Source organism: Streptococcus rifensis (assembly GCF_053203525.1).
The window spans coordinates 39,815-59,914 of record NZ_JBRUCW010000002.1; the positions used below are offsets into that span (position 1 = coordinate 39,815).

Annotated in this window: 19 protein-coding genes and 2 tRNA genes; 3 read left to right on the forward strand and 18 right to left on the reverse strand. The window is 41.4% G+C overall.

The window, feature by feature from the left end; genetic code table 11:
- Positions 1-250: 250 nt before the first annotated feature.
- From ACVRYP_RS01385 to ACVRYP_RS01420, 8 genes are all read right to left on the reverse strand, one after another.
- Positions 251-853 carry a lysozyme family protein gene (locus ACVRYP_RS01385; RefSeq protein WP_447466988.1) on the reverse strand — a complete coding sequence of 201 codons (603 nt, stop codon included), beginning with the start codon at positions 851-853 and terminating at the stop codon, positions 251-253.
- The gene (locus ACVRYP_RS01390) at positions 850-1,824 is read right to left on the reverse strand and encodes a nucleoid-associated protein (protein WP_447466989.1); all 975 of its coding nucleotides are present in this window, start codon (positions 1,822-1,824) and stop codon (positions 850-852) included. The genes ACVRYP_RS01385 and ACVRYP_RS01390 overlap by 4 nt, the downstream gene beginning before the upstream one ends.
- A gap of 22 nt (positions 1,825-1,846) precedes the next feature.
- Positions 1,847-3,106, reverse strand: a complete 1,260-nt coding sequence (glyA, locus tag ACVRYP_RS01395) for a serine hydroxymethyltransferase (RefSeq protein ID WP_447466990.1) — start codon at positions 3,104-3,106, stop codon at positions 1,847-1,849.
- Positions 3,107-3,357: 251 nt separating this feature from the next.
- Positions 3,358-3,978: an L-threonylcarbamoyladenylate synthase gene (locus ACVRYP_RS01400; protein ID WP_447466991.1), complete on the reverse strand. Its 621-nt coding sequence runs from the start codon at positions 3,976-3,978 to the stop codon at positions 3,358-3,360.
- Positions 3,965-4,801, reverse strand: coding sequence for a peptide chain release factor N(5)-glutamine methyltransferase (gene prmC, locus ACVRYP_RS01405; protein ID WP_447467139.1), 837 nt, complete (start codon positions 4,799-4,801; stop codon positions 3,965-3,967). The genes ACVRYP_RS01400 and prmC overlap by 14 nt, the downstream gene beginning before the upstream one ends.
- Before the next feature lie 2 nt (positions 4,802-4,803).
- Complete coding sequence (gene prfA, locus ACVRYP_RS01410) at positions 4,804-5,883, reverse strand: peptide chain release factor 1 (protein ID WP_447466992.1); 1,080 nt, start codon at positions 5,881-5,883, stop codon at positions 4,804-4,806.
- A gap of 14 nt (positions 5,884-5,897) precedes the next feature.
- Positions 5,898-6,476: a thymidine kinase gene (locus ACVRYP_RS01415; protein ID WP_447466993.1), complete on the reverse strand. Its 579-nt coding sequence runs from the start codon at positions 6,474-6,476 to the stop codon at positions 5,898-5,900.
- A 583-nt stretch (positions 6,477-7,059) separates the two neighbouring features.
- Positions 7,060-7,278 carry a hypothetical protein gene (locus tag ACVRYP_RS01420; protein WP_447466994.1) on the reverse strand — a complete coding sequence of 73 codons (219 nt, stop codon included), beginning with the start codon at positions 7,276-7,278 and terminating at the stop codon, positions 7,060-7,062.
- 127 nt (positions 7,279-7,405) lie between these two features.
- Here ACVRYP_RS01420 and ACVRYP_RS01425 point away from each other — a divergent pair, with 127 nt between their 5' ends.
- Entirely contained in the window at positions 7,406-7,591 is a 186-nt protein-coding gene (locus ACVRYP_RS01425) for a 4-oxalocrotonate tautomerase (RefSeq protein ID WP_447466995.1), read from the forward strand.
- Positions 7,592-7,884: 293 nt separating this feature from the next.
- On the opposite strand, the gene rpsA is transcribed toward ACVRYP_RS01425, so the two are convergent.
- From rpsA to ACVRYP_RS01450, 5 genes are all read right to left on the reverse strand, one after another.
- On the reverse strand, positions 7,885-9,084 hold the full coding sequence (gene rpsA, locus ACVRYP_RS01430; RefSeq protein WP_447466996.1) for a 30S ribosomal protein S1: 1,200 nt from the start codon (positions 9,082-9,084) through the stop codon (positions 7,885-7,887).
- A gap of 122 nt (positions 9,085-9,206) precedes the next feature.
- Positions 9,207-9,278 (reverse strand) — tRNA-Gln (locus ACVRYP_RS01435).
- Positions 9,279-9,416: 138 nt separating this feature from the next.
- Positions 9,417-9,497: transfer RNA gene (locus tag ACVRYP_RS01440), tRNA-Tyr, on the reverse strand.
- Positions 9,498-9,546: 49 nt separating this feature from the next.
- Positions 9,547-9,780 carry a DUF2969 domain-containing protein gene (locus ACVRYP_RS01445; protein WP_447466997.1) on the reverse strand — a complete coding sequence of 78 codons (234 nt, stop codon included), beginning with the start codon at positions 9,778-9,780 and terminating at the stop codon, positions 9,547-9,549.
- A gap of 68 nt (positions 9,781-9,848) precedes the next feature.
- Complete coding sequence (locus tag ACVRYP_RS01450; protein ID WP_447466998.1) at positions 9,849-10,871, reverse strand: branched-chain amino acid aminotransferase; 1,023 nt, start codon at positions 10,869-10,871, stop codon at positions 9,849-9,851.
- A gap of 300 nt (positions 10,872-11,171) precedes the next feature.
- On the opposite strand from ACVRYP_RS01450, the gene ACVRYP_RS01455 reads away from it, so the two are divergent.
- Positions 11,172-12,167: an MBL fold metallo-hydrolase gene (locus ACVRYP_RS01455; RefSeq protein ID WP_447466999.1), complete on the forward strand. Its 996-nt coding sequence runs from the start codon at positions 11,172-11,174 to the stop codon at positions 12,165-12,167.
- A gap of 62 nt (positions 12,168-12,229) precedes the next feature.
- Here the strand turns inward: ACVRYP_RS01455 and parC are convergent, their stop codons facing one another.
- The 4 genes from parC to parE form a co-directional block, all read right to left on the reverse strand.
- On the reverse strand, positions 12,230-14,686 hold the full coding sequence (gene parC / locus ACVRYP_RS01460) for a DNA topoisomerase IV subunit A (RefSeq protein ID WP_447467000.1): 2,457 nt from the start codon (positions 14,684-14,686) through the stop codon (positions 12,230-12,232).
- 268 nt (positions 14,687-14,954) lie between these two features.
- A complete protein-coding gene (locus ACVRYP_RS01465) occupies positions 14,955-15,368 on the reverse strand; it encodes a YkvA family protein (RefSeq protein WP_447467001.1) in 414 nt (137 codons plus the stop codon).
- Between the two features lie 87 nt (positions 15,369-15,455).
- Positions 15,456-16,061 carry a protein adenylyltransferase Fic gene (fic, locus tag ACVRYP_RS01470; RefSeq protein WP_447467002.1) on the reverse strand — a complete coding sequence of 202 codons (606 nt, stop codon included), beginning with the start codon at positions 16,059-16,061 and terminating at the stop codon, positions 15,456-15,458.
- A 9-nt stretch (positions 16,062-16,070) separates the two neighbouring features.
- A complete protein-coding gene (parE, locus tag ACVRYP_RS01475; protein ID WP_447467003.1) occupies positions 16,071-18,026 on the reverse strand; it encodes a DNA topoisomerase IV subunit B in 1,956 nt (651 codons plus the stop codon).
- Between the two features lie 104 nt (positions 18,027-18,130).
- Between parE and plsY the strand changes: the two genes are divergently transcribed.
- Complete coding sequence (plsY, locus tag ACVRYP_RS01480) at positions 18,131-18,769, forward strand: glycerol-3-phosphate 1-O-acyltransferase PlsY (RefSeq protein ID WP_447467004.1); 639 nt, start codon at positions 18,131-18,133, stop codon at positions 18,767-18,769.
- 113 nt (positions 18,770-18,882) lie between these two features.
- Here plsY and thiI read toward each other — a convergent pair whose 3' ends face one another.
- On the reverse strand, positions 18,883-20,097 hold the full coding sequence (thiI, locus tag ACVRYP_RS01485) for a tRNA uracil 4-sulfurtransferase ThiI (protein WP_447467005.1): 1,215 nt from the start codon (positions 20,095-20,097) through the stop codon (positions 18,883-18,885).
- Positions 20,098-20,100: the final 3 nt, after the last annotated feature.

Genomic DNA, 20,100 nt, shown 5'->3' on the forward strand with positions numbered 1-20,100 from the left:
TGTCACCTCTCACTATTCTGGTTTAGATTGACAAATGCCTTGTTTTATCATAAATCAAGGGAAGACTAATTTTTTATAGAAACCGATTTTCTGTTTCTTAGTTGTTAAGGGTAAAAAGCTGTGTACCATACTTTACTAATATCAAATAAATAGCTTAAACAGAAAATGCCTATTTTTCAGCAAATGGTCCACTGTATGTTACTTTTTTAATTATACCAAATTTTTAGAGACAAAGAAAAAATCATGAGTTTTAGAACCAACTCATGATTTCTAGTAGATACATATTCACGCGTACTTGTCTTGAATAATAAATATTACCTCCATTAACATAAAGTTCCCCTCCATGTAATAGAGCAATAGGGTGCAAATAACGATAGGTTTTACCAGTCCTATTACCTAAACTAGGAGCCACAACATCTCGGGAATAGGACTTAGCAACCGTAATCAGATTCTCCCCACCATGAGAGGCAACATAATCCATGTAATTTTTCCCAAAATTATAGGCTTGAACAGCGGTCCAAGTATCGAGTCCCAGTTCTTCAGCATAAGAAACGTTGTCAACCAAGACCTGAATTCCTTGTCGAATACTTTCCTTACTGTCTGTTATTGTGTTAGCTGTCCCATGAATACTCTCACTGGACTGCATGACATCGTCAGACTTTCCTTTGGTCTCGGTATAAATCATAGCTAAAACCAAATCCTCATCAGCTGAGCTTTCGGTTTCTGCAATAACCTCCCTGACGAGCGGACGATAGGTAAGCACATGGCTAACATCCTGATGAAGCTTATACCCTTGATAGAGCAGGCCGAGCGTTAAAATGAGAAGGAAAAACCGCCATATTTTTTTCATCATTTTGTCTGAATGGCCTCGATATTTTTAATTAGGATGGAGTATGTTCCATCAGGATTGAGAATGAACTCAACAGATTCTGCATCTTCATAAACCACATTAGGAACCGTTAATTCAATACCATTTGAAAGAGAAAGCTTTTGACTTTCAAATTTTTTAAGTTGGCGGCTGGTATCGATTTGGTCTAATTTAACGGGTTTTGAAATGGTTTCACTCGCTTGATCTATAAAACTTAGCTTAGCGGTTAAATTATTCTCAAACAGCTGGTCTGCTAGTTTCTCAGGAGACAACTCTTGGTTTTCTTCTAAGTTTTTATGTATAGCAGACTTCACTTTTGATTGAAATTGAAAATCATCTTGATTGAAGCTAGCAGCCACTTTTTGAGCTGTTTGTTCCAAAGTTTTAATTGATTTTTGAGCGGAAATAACAGGTTCAACTGCTAAAATCATCTCTGAAAAATAATTAAGAAAGGCACCGTTATGCTTGATCCGTTTTTCGATGAGAAGGTAATGGCGATTCTCTAGGTTGACAATGAGAGCCTCATCAGGAGGCGAGCCAGCTCCTGGTAGGTTGTTTTGGGTTAAGACGATGGGATTTGATAACTCTGTCCCAACATGTGCCAAAGTCTCTCTTAAGGCCAATCGCATAAAGCAAAAATGCTTTACCCCATGGCTTTCAAAATCGATAAACACTAAATCATTGGTTTTTTGATTTTCAGAGAGGATAAAGGCTTCTCGCCAAGTGTTAGCTACAGCAATTGAAGTCTCTAAAAAGTCATCCGTCAATCGTGACAAAAAGGCATTTTCGAGATCAAAAATGCCCGTTTTTGCCTGATCCGAGTAGACACGCTCAATTTTCTTTCGCAAGTAATCTTCCATTTTAGGCGTCAAATTGAGCAGCTCATCTGCTAGGATGAGTTCTGTATCTTCAGGGGAAAATTGATGGATGATGGCTTTTTTGATAAAAATATCCATCCTATTCTCTTTTCCTTATTAATTATAAATTGTCGTAAAGTGGGAAAGCGTCAGTTAAAGCCTTGATATCTTGACGCACTTTTGCAATAATTTCTTTATTGTCAGCATTCTCAAGAACAGTAATAATCGCTTCAGCAATCTTCTTGCTTTCAGCTATGCCCATACCACGACTGGTAATCGCAGGTGTTCCAATACGAATACCAGATGTTTTAAATGGTGATAAGGTTTCGTAAGGAATAGAATTTTTATTGAGGGTGATATTAGCCTCTTCCAGAAGATCTTGTGCGACTTTCCCATTTTCAACCAAGGCTGTAACGTCAACGAGGAAGAGGTGGTTGTCCGTTCCTCCTGAAACCACATGCAACTTGCCATGAGCGTTAAAGACCTCTACCATTGCTTTAGCATTCTCAATCACATTTGCCGCATAAGTTTTGAATTCTGGGTCTAAACATTCTTTGAAAGCGACCGCTTTTGCTGCAATCACATGCTCCAACGGGCCCCCTTGGATCCCAGGGAAGATCGCTGAGTTGATTTTCTTAGCCAGTGCTTCATCATTTGTTAAAATAAGGCCGCCACGAGGACCACGAAGGGTTTTATGAGTCGTAGACGTTGTAATATCAGCATATGGAACTGGACTTGGGTGGAGACCAGCAGCGACAAGTCCTGCAATATGAGCCATGTCAACCATCAATTTAGCACCAACCTGATCAGCAATTTCACGGAACTTAGCAAAATCAATAGTCCGTGAATAAGCTGAAGCGCCTGCTACGATGAGTTTTGGTTTGACTTCTTGGGCAACGGTCGCAATTTGATCATAATCAAGCTCTTCCGTCTCTTTGTCAACAGTATAAGGAACAAAGTTATAGGTTTTTCCAGAGAAATTAACTGGCGACCCATGAGTCAAGTGTCCTCCTGCAGAAAGGTCCATCCCAAGTACAGTATCGCCAGGCTCAATCAAAGCCAGGTAAGCACCTGCATTAGCTTGGCTACCAGAATGTGGTTGAACATTGGCAAATTTAGCCCCGAAAATCTCCTTAGCCCGATTAATGGCTAAATTTTCGATCACATCTACCACATCCGTTCCACCATAGTAACGTTTAGCTGGGTAACCTTCAGCATATTTGTTAGTCAAGATAGACCCTTGAGCTGCCATTACTGCCTTAGATACCACGTTTTCTGAGGCAATTAACTCGATGTTATCTTGCTGACGCGTTGCTTCATCAGCAATAGCTGACCAAACTTCTGGATCAAATGCTTTATAATCCGGCTTATCAAAAATCATTGGGTACTCCTTTTTTATACCAAAGACTAAGAAAAATAGTTTTTCGTTAATCCTTGCAGGGATGGCCTTGTTACAAGGCAGAAATTCTACTATTGACCACTTCAATTCCTTAAAAAAATTGAAACAACCAATAAAAGGGAAAAGCAGATAGAGAACTTACGGCATTCACTAAACCTTACCGAGTTATCCCACATTTTAAAAATTATTCTAACAGAATAGGGCTAAAAAAACAAGTTAAGACACAAGCCAAATTAGGCTTTAAACTGAATTTGCGAAACAATTGCCTTTAGGTCAGATTCGGTAATCAGTCCTTGCCGTAAAATTTTAGCGTGTTCTCCTGAGAGGTCTAGTATGGTCGAATCTTGGCCTGTTATAGCCTTGTCATCAGAAAACCCAAAAAGTTTCTCTTCAAACTGTGCTTCAATGTCCTTGTAGATTTTTCCACTCGATGTCCCAGAGGTATTTGCTGATGGGCCAATTAATGGTCCAGTTCGCTTAATGACTTCTCGAGTGACAGGATGATTAGGAAGTCGAAAACCGACTGTGTCTAGTCCAGAATTGACCCAAACGGGTACATTCTCATTTGCTTTTAAAATAATCGTTAGCGGTCCTGGTAAAAAGTGATCGACCAGTTGAGGCAAAAAGTCAGGTTGCTCTTTAGAAAAAGCATAAATGGCTTCTACCGTTGCTACATTGAGATTCATGGCCTTGTCTAACGGTCGTTGTTTCAACTTGTAGACATGACGAACAGCAGCCTCAGATAAGGCATCCGCAAAGAGACCATAGACAGTCTCCGTTGGTAGGATAAGACTTCCTCCCTTACCAATGATCTCTACCAAGCGACTAAGCTCTTGTTCATTAAGCAGATTCATGATCCATCACCACCATTCGATCGTGACCAAGTTGGTCCTGAATAATTCGTATCCGCTTTCTGGGGAAGTGTTGGTTCAAAAGATTGACCAAGCCCTGACCTTGTTTATGGCCAATTTCAAAATAAAGCTTCCCAGTAGAAGTCAGATAATCACTCGCTTGTTCAATGATTTGCCTATAAATAGCATAGCCATTTTCATCCGCAAATAACGCCAAGTGAGGTTCAGAGACTAAAACATTTAGACCAACTTCATCCTGATCTTCACGAGCAATATAAGGGGGATTCGATACGATGATATCATATTTTCCAGAAATCGCATCAAATAGGTCTGAAACAAGCCAGTTTATAGGAAAACCCTGAACATTCGCATTTTCAGACGCCACTGCTATCGCATCCGCTGAAAGATCAGTTCCGAGCACTTCCCAATCCGGACGTGCTTTTTTCAAAGCTAGGGCGATAGCTCCTGAACCCGTACAAAGATCCAAAACCCTTAAAGGTGTTGGCTCATTTTCACGCACAATAAGGTCCACTAGCTCTTCCGTCTCAGGTCTTGGGATAAGAACTCGCTCATCAACCCTAAGCTTCATCTCTGAAAAATAGGTATAGCCTAAGATGTATTGAGCCGGAATATGTTTGGCCAACTGTTCAAAAATAGACAGCAAGAGCTCCTCATCAGCAACTGTTAGAGGTTCTCTAAGAGAAGTGACCAGGTCAGTTAGAGTCCATTCTTTTAATTCTCTAAAAACAATTTTTAAAGCTTCAGGTTCTTCTCCAAGTAATCGGAGTTTTGATTCTAACTCAACTATGAATTGACCGTATGTCACCATTATTTATTTAAGGCCTCAAGTTTTTGGGTTTGATCGTAGAGGACAAGTGCATCTACCACTTCATCTAGCTTTCCGGCTAAAATCGTGTCTAATTTTTGAAGGGTTAAACCAATGCGATGGTCCGTCACCCGATTTTGAGGAAAGTTATAAGTGCGGATACGTTCAGAACGATCCCCTGTACCAATAGTTGACTTACGCTCCGCATCCTGTTCGTCTTGAGCAATTTGGGCGAAATGGTCTGCTACACGGGCACGAATAATTTTCATGGCCTTATCACGGTTCTTCTGTTGCGTCCGTTCTTCTTGCATTTCAACTTTGATGTTGGTTGGCAAGTGTACGATACGAACGGCGGTTGCTACCTTGTTGACGTTCTGACCACCAGCTCCCGAGGCGTGATAAATATCCACACGAAGGTCTTTTGGATCAATATCATATTCCACCTCTTCAACCTCAGGCATGATAAGAACAGTTGCCGTTGAAGTGTGTACACGACCCTGGCTTTCAGTCACTGGCACACGTTGCACACGGTGAGCTCCTGATTCATATTTCAGTTTGGAGTAGACCGATTGGCCTGATACCATGGCGATCACTTCTTTAAAACCACCAACACCATTCAAAGAGGTTTCCATAATTTCAAAGCGCCAGCCTTGGCTCTCAGCGTATTTTTGGTACATGGTTAAGAGATCACCTGCAAAGAGCGCTGCTTCATCACCTCCGGCAGCACCACGAATTTCTAAGATAATATTCTTATCATCGTTAGGGTCTTTGGGTAAGAGTAAGATTTTCAAACGACCTTCTAAGCCTTCTTTGGCTGCTTTAGAGTCTTTCAACTCCTCTTTCGCCATTTCTTCCAGCTCAGTATCACCGCCAGCATCTTTGATCATCTCTTCGGCATCTGCAATGGCTTGAATGGTCTGCTTGTACTCACGATATGCTGCAACAGTCTCACGTGTACTAGCCTCTTCACGTGACAATTCCATGAAACGTTTCGTATCTGAGACGACATCTGGATCGCTTAACAGTTCTCCTAGTTCTTCGTAACGGTCCTCTACAGCCTGTAGTTGATCGTAAATATTCATTGACAACTCCTTCTTTAATTCTCTTTAAATTCTGGGTGGAAATAGTGTTTTCGGCAGACAGACGTATAACTTTCATTGCCCCCGATTTGAATTTGAGCGCCTTCATAGACTGGCTTGCCATTTTCTGTCCGAAGCACCATGGTTGCCTTCTTTTTACAGAAATAACAAATAGTTTTTATTTCATCAATCTTATCAGCTAAAAGTAGCAAGTATTGTGATCCTTCAAAAAGATGGTTTTGGAAATCATTTTTGAGGCCAAAGGCCATCACGGGAATATTTAACTCATCAACAATTTGTGCCAACTCGTAGACAGATTTGCGAGACAAAAAATGCGCTTCATCTACCAAGATACAGTAAGGTTTAGGCGATAACTTCTCAACGTAGTCATAAACATTCATAGTATCATCAATAGCGATTGCGTCACGCTTCATGCCAATCCTAGAAGAAACAACGCCTATACCATCTCTGGTATCAATAGCTGAGGTCATCAAGACAACAGACTTGCCTTGCTCTTCATAATTATAAGCTACTTTTAGAATCTCAATGGTCTTGCCAGAGTTCATTGTTCCATACTTATAGTATAACTGTGCCACACCTTTACGTCCAATCTATGTTAAAATCACTTCTTTTATTTTATCATAAAAACAAGGCTTTAGATAGAAAAAAAGCAAGTCAAAATAATGACTTGCTTGAGAGCGTAGACAAACCCTGTTTTCTGTGTTAATGATCTTCAAAAGTTTGCCTAATGATTTAAAATAATGGATTTTTAGCGAGCGAGGCGAGCAAAAATGGAAACTTTCCGCCGTAATAAAAGAGCCTGAAACGCAGTAGTTCCAGGCTCTCGGAAGTTTTGGGGTGAAAGAGTCCAGTGGACTATTTCAGGTCTGAGCTTGGAAATGAAAAAGCGAAGAAGGCTCAAAACTTAGGTTTGCTTTAACAGTCTGGGAGACTGTTAAAGGTTGGAAATAGAGCAAGCAATAGCTTGAGTCAGACGTCCAAAGGGAGTCGCTACCGTCCGTTATCACCTGAGGAAAGTTTCAAAAGACACTTTGTCTTCAATCTGAAGCAAGTCAAAATAATGACTTGCTTGCTTTATAATCAGTAGAGACTGAGAATATGACACAGAAATCGTTTAAAAACTATCAAACATCCTTAGTAAACAGTAACAATTGTAATCTAAAAAGGACCAGGCCAATACAGAAAAGCTTCTAAGAAGGCAGAAAGAAACTTTCCCAACCTTTTATGCCGTCGACAGGTTCCAATTAAGCCATAGGTTAAGGCAAATAAACATAGCGTAATTAATACGGGACCTACAATAACCGACTCCGCAAAAACAGTCATAGCTAATGCTAAAGAAATAGCACTTAAGAACAGAGCAAGAAAATATTTTTTCATGGTCAGCCTCCTAATTAGATACACGCATCATCTTCCTAACTATATTATAGCATAAGTACCCTCTAAAACTGTTATTTTAATGTTGTTTGTGTTATACTCAAAAGTATCAAAACCAAAGGAGATACCTATGCCATTCGTAAAAATTGACCTTTTTGAAGGACGTACAGATGACCAAAAAATTGCCCTCGCAAAAGAAGTTACCGAAGTCGTTATGAAGCACACGGGTGCGAGTAAAGAAGCTATTCATGTCTTTATCAATGACCTCAAAGAAGGGACTTACTTCCCTCAGGGTGAAATGAAACGTAAGGGCTAAGGTCTAAATCAAAAACGTTAGAAGACGGGGACAAATCCTTGGTCTTTTATACAGAAAAAAGAGATTGGGAAACCAATCTCTCAGAACGTAGACAAACCCTATTTTTAATAGAAAAATTGTTATTATAGAAGCTGGCTACGATATGATAGAAACTCTCATAAAAGCTGATGTAGCAGTATTTAAAAGAGTTTCTTTATTTCTCAAGTATATGAAAAAAGATTGAAGAAAATTACCCAAAATGGACTTTTTCTTCAATCTGAGAGATTGGGAAACCAATCTCTTCTTTTTTAAAATTACAATTCGATATCACCGAACAAGTCTGCCATAGAGAAACCAGTTTGTGTTTCTGGCAATTCGAAGTCACGTTTTTCCTGACGCGGACGACGTGGACGTGATTGGCGTTTTTCTGTTTGCTCACCTTCAGCAGGAGCTGGACGTTCTTCCAAAGCTTTGATAGAAAGTGATACACGCTCGTTTTCAGCATTCACTTCAAGAACTTTAACAGTAACATCTTGACCAACTGATAAAACATCCTTTGGATTTTCAACACGTTTGTGTGAAATTTGTGAGATGTGAACCAAACCATCAATACCTGGTAATACTTCAACGAAGGCACCGAAGTCAGTCAAGCGTTTCACTTTCCCTTCGATGACATCACCAGCAGCCAATTTTTGCTCAACACCATCCCATGGTCCAGGGGTAGTTGCTTTAAGAGACAATGATACACGGCCTGCTTCTTCGTCAAGTGCCAAGACTTTAACGTCTACATCTTCACCAACAGTTACAACTGATTTTGGTGAAACGTTGCGCTCATGTGACAATTCAGTCAAGTGGATTAATCCATCAACACCACCGAGATCCACAAAAGCACCAAAGCTTGTGATACGTGCAACTTTACCAGTTACAATTGAACCAACTTCGAGTTTACCAAAGACTTCAGCACGCGCTTCAGCTGCTTGAGCTTCCACAACTTCCCGACGTGAAAGGATGAAGCGATTCTCAGCTGGATCAACTTCTTTAATTTTGGCTTCGATGTCTTGACCTACAAAACGCTCAGTATTTCGTGTGAAACGTGTATCGATCATTGACGCTGGAATGAAACCACGAAGACCTTCAAACTCAACTGAAAGTCCACCTTTTACAGCACGAGTAACGTTAACAGTTACCACTTCTTCTTCACGACCAATAAGTTTGTCCCATGCCTTGCGAGCTTCTAAACGTTTCTTAGAAACAAGATAAGTCACAGTGTCAGTATCTTTACCAACAACTTGGCGCAGAACCAAAACTTCAAGTGTTTCACCTGGTTTCACCAAGTCAGCAACATTTGCATCGCGGTCGCTAGTCAATTCACGGCGTGTTAAGACACCTTCAACACCGGTGCCAGCAATAACAACATTGGCTTGATCGTTATCAACGGTCAACACTTCTGCAGTTACCACATCACCTGTGTTAACTTCGCTTACACTGTTCAACAAATCTTCAAATTCGTTCATTATTAAAAAAACCTCCGACATCAGCCAGCCCGATTGCTAACTGACAAAAATATATTTTATTTAAGGCACCCGCAACGACAACAACGCTTTTAAACGACGTCAGGCAAAGCCTGATACCTTGACTGGGGTAGCTGGATTCGAACCAACGCATGAGGGAGTCAAAGTCCCTTGCCTTACCGCTTGGCTATACCCCAATGACAGATACTTTTTCAGTTGGATAATAACTGAACTCGCGCTAAATCCCTAGTGAAAAAGATAAATCAACTTGCGTCTAAAGACACTGCATTGATTTCCTGTTTTCATACGGGATTTTTAACGCACTCGTATCTTTATGGAGAGAGAGGGATTCGAACCCCCGAACCCGAAGGAGCGGATTTACAGTCCGCCGCGTTTAGCCTCTTCGCTATCTCTCCAACACTAACTAAACCATTGTAACATGAATTTCTTTATATTACAAGCCTTTTAGTGAGTCAGATTATAATTTTCTATGGTGTTTTCGACAGCTTTTTCAAGAGATTTAAAAAAAGTTTCGGCATTTCCGTTTTTTACAATTGCAAACTGTTTTTCAGAAAGTTCGGCAATTTGGCCAATCTCTTTTTTGCCAAGAGTTAGCACATAACCGTCATAATTTTCTCCGTTAACTGGTACTGTTGCATCTGCCAACTGAATTTCAATTTTCTTTTCTTTTTTACTCATGCTATTACCTCACTCCACCTATTCTACATGAAAAACAAAGCGCTGGCAAGTGCCAGAGCCTTGTTTTCTTAATCTACAGTTACAATCCATCCATCTGGTGCTTCAATATCACCAAACTGGATTCCTGTCAATTCATCATAAAGTTTACGAGTGACTGGTCCAACTTCTGTTTCGCTGTAAAAAACGTGGAAGTTATCGCCGTGTTGAATACCACCGATCGGGGATATGACAGCAGCTGTCCCACAGGCCCCAGCTTCGATAAAGTTGTCTAAATCACTGAGATAAACATCGCCTTCTATAGGCGTCAATCCAAGACGGTGTTCAGCTAAGTATAAGAGAGAGTACTTGGTAATAGATGGTAAAATGGATGGGCTTAATGGTGTAATAAATTCATTATTAGCTGTAATGCCAAAGAAATTAGCCGACCCAACTTCTTCAATTTTTGTATGAGTTGCAGGATCTAAATAGATGACATCAGAAAAACCCGCCATCTTTGCTTTCTTACCTGGAAGAAGGCTAGCTGCATAGTTTCCGCCAACCTTTGCAGCACCTGTACCATAGGGAGCTGCTCGGTCAAAATCATCAGCAACCAAAAAATTCGTCGGGGTTAACCCACCCTTAAAATAATTTCCAACAGGCATGGCAAAAACTGTAAAAATGTATTCTTGTGCAGGCTGTACGCCAATAATGTCACCAACACCAATTAAAAGTGGGCGTAAGTACAGTGTTCCTCCTGTTCCATAAGGTGGAACAAACGCTTCATTAATCCTGGTAACTTGTTTGCAGGCATCAACAAACATGTCAATTGGAACCTGAGGCATCAAGAGACGATCTGCAGTCCGTTGAAGACGCTTAGCATTTTCATCAGGTCTGAAGAGTTGAATTGTCCCGGACTTGGTGCGGTAAGCTTTTAACCCTTCAAAGGCTTGTTGGCCATAATGAAGTGCCGGTGAACTTTCAGAGATATGGAGTGTGCTATCTTTCGTTAGCTCCCCTTTCTCCCAATTCCCATTTCGGTAGAAAGCAATATACCGATAAGGAAGGTTCATGTAATTAAATCCTAGATTATCCCAATCAATTACTACTGTCATAATAACATTTTCCTTTACCATCTGATACTTTTTTCTCTTCAAATATTATCTAAGAGTTTGGTTAGCATTATATCCTATTTTTGCTTAAAGTGCAATCTATTCTGAAAATTCAATTCTTTTTTACAGTTTTTCGACAGAAACACTATTCTGAAACCCAGTGAATAGAGAACTATTAGCATTATCGAAAAAACTATAAGCCTTTCTAATATAATTCATAACTAACTCATAAGGGAATCCACTTGTTTTTGTCTCATTTAAGTCTTAAAATGATTATATAAAACGCTTTCAAGGAGTTTTCTCATGATCACTGAAGTCCTACCAAATGTTTTCACCTTCTCTATTGACTTACCAAAAAGCCCCTTAAAACAAATCAATGCTTACATCGTTAAATCTGATAATCGGGCGTTACTGATTGACACTGCTTTTCAATTAGATGAGTGTCGTGACCATCTATTAGCTGGTCTAAAAGAACTTGATGTTGATTTGTCCAAATTAGAGGTCGTTATTACCCACCTTCATGTCGACCATGTTGGCTTGGCCCGCTATTTCCAAGACATTGGTTGCCCAGTATATACTGGTGATGTTGATGGGCAGATTGTCAATACCAATGCGACACAAGATGACTTTATGGATTTCCAGGCCTACTCAGTCCTATATGGTATGTCTGGGGAATTGGATTGGTACCAAACACCGAATTATAAATTCCGCCCAAACGGTGCGGTAGATTTTATCCCCCTGAATCCGGGAGATACCTATGATATCGGTGATTTCCATTTCCAAGTGATTGACCTAATCGGTCATACCCCAGGCCATATTGGTCTCTATGACGCTCAAAAAGGAATTGTCTTTAGCGGGGATACCGTACTGGATCCCATCACACCAAATATTTGTTACTGGGGCAACGAATACCCTGTTATTCTCAATTCCTATTTTAAAACCTTAGATTTTGTAGAACATTTAGGAGCCAACACCCTCTTAGCAGCTCATCGGCAAGTTATCACAGACCCTTCTAAGCGTATTGCAGAGTTAAAACAGCATCATCTCGACCGGTTACAAGAAATCTTGGATGTTATGACTGGAAATCGTTCTTACACCGTCAAAGAAATTGCCAGCCAATTAACATGGCGCATCCGTGCAAATAATTGGGAGGAATTTCCATCTCCTCAAAAATGGTTTGCTGGTGGAGAAACTATGGCCCATTTAGAGTATTTGTCATGGAGAGATTTTATCAGCATGTCAACCGTTGATGGTTGCCTCTACTTTAAAAAAGAAAAAAACAGGATTCCAACCCTATAACCTTATTAGTAGTCACATAAAAAATCAGTAGCGGATAAGTTAGGCACTACTGATTTTTTTATCTATTTTATTCGAGAAGAATAGACACCTTGATCAGAAATACTATCTGAGACGAAGGAACCGTTGCTGGTTCGCTCTGAAATACTTAGGTTTTCAAGAGCGATTTCGGTGGTTTGTCCAGTTGTTGAAGTAACCATGAGAACCTGGCTCTCGACTTCTTTAACTTCAGTGGCAAAAAGATCAAGATCGCCTGTCGCTTCTGTGGTAACGTTTCCTGCAGCAAAGACACGATGAGGTTTGCTCTTAAGTTCACGAAGGACCTGAAGTCCACGATTGGCACGGCTTGTAACAGGAATATCAGCCATAGCCATGCGTTTGAGGCTGCCTCGCTGCGTCAAGAGGTAGAAACTGCTAGTATTGGCTATTAGTGCTGCTGCCACCGTGTCACCGCCTTTTAAGTTGATGGCTTTAACACCAGCTGCTTTGGCACCAATTACTGGCACCTCATCAATAGCAAAACGTAAGCCATACCCATTGGTCGTTAGAATTAGTACTTCGTCTAATTGAATCGGTGCAACAGCAACCACCTGATCATCCGAAGTTTTGAGTTTGGCGTACTTAACAGACTTAGAACGGTAGCTCCGCCAAGGAGTAAACTCTTTTCGTTCAACTCGCTTAATTTGCCCCATCTTAGTTGCTGCAAAATAGGTAGTGCTATCTTCAAAGTGATCAATAATTTCAGCATAAAGCACATTTTCACTGGTATCATAATTGGTGATGGTCTGGCTTAAATGCTCCCCGATATCTTTCCATTTAATATCAGTTAATTCATGGACCGGTCGGTAGATGACATTGCCTTGATCCGTAAAAAGCAAGAGGTGCTGTGTCGTTTTGGCTAACTGCCAGAAGATTAATTCGTCTTCATCTCGTTTTCCGATCTCATCCAACTGTGAAGCAGAGAAGGAACGAGGACTTGTTCGCTTGATATAACCTCCACGGGTCACGCTGACATAGGTTTCTTCCTCAGTGATCAAGCTAGCTGTGTCAATCTCAATCGTTTCTGCTTCTGCCTGCAATTCTGAGCGGCGTTCGGTTCCAAAGATCTTCTTAACCTCACGGAGTTCGCGCTTCATGAGATTAAACATGGTCGCCTCATCTCCGATAATAGCTGTCAAGGTTTGGATGGTGTCCCGAAGCTCTGCTTCTTCATTTTCCAAGGTGACAATATCGGTATTGGTCAACCGATACAGTTGCAAGGTCACAATGGCTTCGGCTTGTTCTTCTGAAAACTCATAACTAACCTTAAGGTTTTCCTTGGCGTCCGCCTTGTTTTCTGAGGCACGAATGAGAGCAATGACTTCGTCCAAGATAGAAATCACACGAATCAAGCCCTCCACAATGTGAAGACGTTTTTCAGCCTTGGCCTTATCGAATTTTGAGCGATCCACAATGATTTGCTGGCGGTGAGAGATATAGCTAGAAAGGATTTTCTGAAGACCAACCTGACGCGGCGTAAAGTTATCAATCGCTACCATGTTGAAATTGTAGTTGACTTGTAAATCAGTATATTTCAAGAGATAGTTGAGGATGGTTTGGCTATCGGCATCCTTTTTGAGTTCAATGGCAATGCGCAGACCGTCTCGATCGGATTCATCACGAACTTCGGCAATTCCTGGAACCTTATTATTGACACGCACATCGTCAATCTTTTTAACAAGAACCGCCTTGTTAATTTCATAAGGAATCTCTGTAATGACAATTTGTTCCTTGCCGCCTTTAAGTTGCTCAATTTCTGTCCGGCTTCGAACAACGATACGGCCCTTTCCTGTCTCATAGGCTTTCTTGATTTCATCTTGGCCTTGGATGATAGCACCGGTTGGGAAATCTGGTCCAGGCAAAAACTCCATGAGTTTCTCTAACTTGGCTTTAGGATGATCAATCATATAAACGACTGCATCAATCACTTCAGCCAAGTTGTGGGGCGGAATATCCGTCGCATAACCAGCTGAAATCCCTGTTGCCCCATTAACCAGGAGGTTAGGAAAGGCAGCTGGTAATACCGTAGGTTCTTTTTCAGTATCGTCAAAGTTCCACGCCCAAGGCACGGTCTTTTTGTCGATATCCTGCAAGAGATAGCCAGCAATCTCAGAAAGACGGGCTTCCGTGTAACGCATAGCAGCCGGTGGATCGCCATCCATAGAACCGTTGTTCCCGTGCATTTCAACTAAGATATCCCGGTTTTTCCAGTCCTGAGACATACGGACCATAGCGTCATATATGGACGAATCCCCGTGCGGGTGGAAGTTCCCCATGATATTACCGACAGATTTGGCTGATTTTCGGTAGCCCTTGTCGTGGGTGTTGCCATCCTTATTCATGGAATAAAGGATACGGCGTTGCACTGGTTTTAACCCATCTCGAATATCAGGCAAGGCCCGCTCTTGAATAATGTATTTGGAGTAACGCCCAAAGCGCTCTCCCATGATGTCCTCAAGGGACATGTTTTGAATGTTTGACATAATATAAGATACAAAGCCCGTTACAAAGGCAAAGTCAAAACAGGAAATCGGTAGAAAATCCTGATTTTCTAGACGATTTACACTAAAGTAGCCACAGCAGTAAAAATTTTAAATTAAACACCTGTGTCCCTTTTTGACACAACCTTTAGGGCGTGTTCAGTTAGAAAGACTAACCAACGGTCCTTTCTTATTTCTTCGTATATGAAAGAATGATTCCTTCTTTTGATTTTTCTTCGGTACTGTCTTAAGTGGTGGAGATGCCAGCAACCTATTGATCTGATTGACTGTTGTCCTTGCGCCATTTGCGATAGGCTTCAATATCGTCATTAACCCATTTCCAACAGGTTGCAATCACAAGAGCATCATCCATTTGACCTAGTACTGGAATCCAGTCCGGTACGACATCGAACGGGGATAGAAAATAAAGCAATGCACTAACGATGGCAAGCATGGTCTTAAAAGGTACCTTCGTATAGTCTTTTTTCCAATAACTTCTGACCATGCTAATCAGGACTGGAATATTTTTAATGTCTTGACTGACAAAGGGAATCCGTTTAATCTTGCGTTCCAGCTTATCCAGAAAGGTTTGTACTTTGGAATCGTCTTTCAAAAGTGTTTCGGCTTTGTCAAATCGCTTTTGTAACTGGGCAAAAGCTTCTTCTTTGGTCATTTTTTTAGGCATACTATTACCTCTTAATTTCTAATTAGGATTTCGAAAAGGCTGTTTTTTCTCCTAACACATAACTTTCCAATTTTTATCTTTAACTTCTTACAACTCTTCTGTCTGATACAGATTATACCCTTCATAATAATAGGAGTGGTCTACACCTTTCATATAGAGGGAATGATTATTCGTTTCAGTTGTCAGCGCACTTTTTAGAACGTGTTTAATTTCAATATCACGAATAGGGCTGCGTTCCATGGCAAGAAGATAGTCATCTTTATCAACCTGTGACCAGTCAACCACTTGGCCTAACTCTTTGGATAGGATATGGTCTAGCCAGATACGCATACTGCGGCCATTCCCTTCACGAAAAGGGTGGGCAATATTCATCTCGATATATTTTTCAACAATGGTATCAAAGCTATCTTGTGGCATTTTGTCGATGTTCTCCAGAGAAACTTGGAGGTACATAACTGGTGCAAATCGAAAAGCCCCCTTAGCCATATTGACCGTACGGATTTTGCCAGCAAAATCGTAGATCTCTTCAAAAAGATAGCCATGGATATAGGATAGTGTTTCAAATACGCCTGCTGGTTTATCCTTCAACAATTGTTTTTCAAACAGTTGTTTCGCACGGAGCTTACTGAGTTTTTCTTCTACTTCTGCTAATTTCAGAGAATCGTCTATCCCTAACTTATTGTCTAAGACCATAGTGGCTCCTTACTTGCTAAAGGCTGTTGCTTCTTCTAAGGTAAATTTGACATTGTCTTCAATCCATTGTCGGCGTGGAGCTGGTTTGTCTCCCATGAGAACAGAGACACGGCGTTCCGCACGCGCTAAATCGTCAATCGTTACACGGATCAGGGTGCGACTTTCGGGGTTCATGGTTGTTTCCCAAAGTTGGTCAGCATTCATCTCACCCAGTCCTTTATAGCGTTGCAACAGTGAACCCTTGCCAAATTGCTGGCGCAGGTCTTCTAGCTCTCCATCTGACCAAGCATAAGCAATCTGCTCGTTTTTCCCTTTGCCTTTAGACATCTTGTAAAGGGGTGGTAATGCGATATAAACATGTCCTGCTTCTACGAGGGGCCGCATGTAACGGTAAAAGAAGGTTAACAAAAGAGTCTGAATGTGGGCACCGTCGGTATCCGCATCGGTCATAATAATAATCTTATCGTAATTGACATCTTCAAGGTTAAAGTCCGCTCCTACTCCTGCGCCAATCGTGTAAATCATGGTATTGATTTCCTCATTTTTGAGGATATCGGTCATTTTAGCTTTTTCTGTATTTAGTACCTTACCACGAAGGGGAAGAATAGCTTGAAACTTACGGTCACGTCCTTGCTTGGCGGATCCTCCGGCAGAATCCCCTTCGACCAAGTAGAGTTCGTTTTTCTTGGGATTTTTTGACTGGGCTGGGGTTAATTTCCCTGACAAGAGCCCCTTGTCTTTTTTATTCTTCTTGCCGTTTCGGCTTTCATCCCTGGCCTTACGGGCGGCTTCACGCGCATCTCTAGCCTTGATAGCCTTGCGAATTAAATTAGCTGCCAACTCACCATTCTCCATCAGGAAGAAGGTCAACTTTTCAGAGACAATACTATCAACAACTGGACGAGCTAAGGGAGAACCCAGCTTATCCTTGGTCTGTCCTTCAAATTGGAGGTGCTCTTCAGGTACCAAGATAGACAGGATGGCTGACAAACCTTCTCGGTAGTCAGAACCGTCTAGATTCTTGTCTTTGTCTTTTAAAAGTCCTGTTTTACGTGCATAGTCGTTCATGACCTTAGTAATGGCCGCCTTAAGTCCTGTTTCATGACTACCCCCATCTTTCGTGCGGACATTGTTGACAAAAGACAAGATATTGTCAGAGAAGCCATCATTGTACTGCATGGCCACTTCAACCTGGAAACCAGACTCTTCCCCTGAAAAATAAAGGACTGGCGTTAGGGTTTCTTTGTCCTCATTCAGATATTCCACAAAGTCCTGAACCCCATTTTCGTAATGAAATGCACTAGATTCGCCAGAGCGTTCATCCGTCAGGGTCAAGGTCACATTTTTTAACAAGAAAGCTGATTCGTTCAGGCGTTCTGCAATAGTGTTGTACTTAAACTCAGTCGTTGAAAAAATGGTGTCATCTGGCATAAAGGTCACTTTGGTGCCCGTTTTTGACTTAGGGATAGCGCCTACCTTTTCAAGCGTTGTGACAGCCTTTCCGCCATTTTCAAATCGTTGCCGATACACATGACCATCACGCATGATTTCTACTTCAAGCCAGCTGGAGAGGGCGTTAACAACCGAAGATCCAACACCGTGGAGACCACCAGATGTCTTATAGCCCCCTTGGCCAAATTTTCCGCCAGCATGTAGGACTGTAAAAATAACCTCTACCGTTGGAATCCCCATAGCATGAAGACCAGTAGGCATCCCCCGTCCATGGTCAGAAACTGTCAAGGACCCGTCTTTGTTAATCGTAACCTCAATCTTGTCTCCAAAACCTGAGAGAGCCTCATCAACAGCATTGTCAACAATTTCCCAAACCAGGTGATGAAGACCAGTACCATCGGTCGATCCAATATACATCCCCGGTCTTTTACGGACCGCATCCAGTCCTTCCAATACCTGAATGGCATCGTCGTTATAATTAGTTATTGTAATTTCGTTCTTATTTTTAGCCAAAGCTAACCTCCAGAATTGTCATCGTTATTATATTACCTATTTTTTGTCTAAAATGCAAAAGTTTTCACTAGTTAATCCCTTGTGAACTGTGCTATAATCGGTTTATGACTATTTTATTTTTATTAATTGCCTACCTTTTAGGCTCAATCCCATCTGGACTTTGGATTGGACAGTTTTTTTACAAGAAAAATTTACGTGCCTATGGTTCTGGAAACACTGGTACAACCAATACTTTTCGAATCTTGGGTAAAAAAGCTGGGATTATTGTTTTCTTGTTGGATTTCTTCAAAGGAACATTAGCAGTTTTACTACCAATTTGGTTTGGTGTCACTGATGTCTCCCCCCTCATCTTTGGGATGATGGCAGTCATTGGCCATACCTTCCCTATTTTTGCCCAGTTTAAGGGTGGAAAAGCTGTTGCAACCAGCGCAGGCATGCTTTTTGGATACAATCCAGTCTACTGTATCATTTTGCTTAGCATTTTTGCAGGCTGTCTCTATCTGACATCTATGATTTCCTTTTCAAGTGTTGTGGCTGCAGCAACAGCTATCATAACGGTAGTCATTCTGCCCCAACTCGGGGTTTTACTTCCTAAAGACTGGGTATTGCTTCTGGTGGTTTTAATTGCAGCCAGCATCGTCATTATCCGACACCGTGAGAATATCCAGAGGATAAAACGAAAAAGGGAAAATCTCATTCCCTGGGGATTAAACCTAACTAAACAGAAACCTCTCAAAGAATAATAGATTAGAGAACTCACTACGATAGAGCTGTGCCTGTATTGAACAGAGTTCTCGTTCTAAAACTTAAAAATCAAGCCTTTAGAAATATCCATTTCTAAAGGCTTTTTGAGTCTTTAAAGCAAATCATCAATCCATTCGGCAACCTGATCAACTTCTCCCTCAGGTGTGATTTCAGTAATCATGATGCTATCAACTGCTCGTGCTACCAAGCCTTCTACATCTAACCGTTGCTCATACTGTTCGACATTTTTGAGTTTTGGGTTGGTCTTAGGGCGGTCCGGCGCAAAAATGGTACAACAATCTTCAAAAGGCTGAATGGAAATCTCAAAGGTATCAATCTTCTCTGCCATTTCGATAATCTCAAGCTTATCCATCGTAACAACTGGACGAATGATTGGCGTACTGGTGACTGCATTAATGGCCTGCATGGATTCTAAGGTCTGACTAGCCACTTGCCCCAAACTTTCACCATTAATAATGACAAAACCACCTCTTTTTTCCCGAATAGCATCCGTAATCCGCATCATGAAACGTCGAGTCAACGTCATGAGATAAGCTTCTGGGGCTTTTTCTTTGATTTCTTCCTGAATTTCCGTAAATGGTACTTCGATAAACTGAATCTTACCACCAAACTTGGTCAATTTGCGAGTCAAATCATGCGCTTTTTTAAGGGCACCTGGACTGGTATAAGGAGGACTGGCAAAGTGAACAGCCTCTATATCAACCCCACGCTTTAAGGCCAGATAGCCAGCAACTGGAGAATCAATCCCCCCAGAAAGCATCAGCATTCCTTTGCCAGAGGTTCCAACTGGAAGTCCTCCGGCACCTTTGAGGGTTTCATGGGAAATATAGGCGGCATCCGTGCGAATTTCAACACGAAGAACAACATCTGCTCCCTTCATCTTGACCTCAATCTCAGGGATCGCTTCAAAAACAGCATCACCTAGAGTATGGTTCAGTTCAATGGAATCCAGTTCAAAACTGTGGTCGCTCCGTTTGGTCACCACTTTAAAGGTCATGCCAGGCTGATAAACACGTTTCATAATGGTCTGCACCGCTTCTTTCAGTGCAGGGACAGATTTCTCAACCTTATAAGACGGAGAATAAGTCTGGATTCCAAAGACATGAGAGAGTGCTTCTGACACCCCTTTGTAGTCAGCACCATTGAGGTAGACGTGACCACGATCACGATCAGCTGTGACCTTTACTTCGGGGAAAATGCTCAAAACGTCAGCAATATTGCGTCTAAGTTTTCCGATAAAGCGCATCCGGTTTTTTCCTTTGGTGGAAAGTTCCCCGTAGCGGATTAAAATTTCTGAGTATTGCATGAG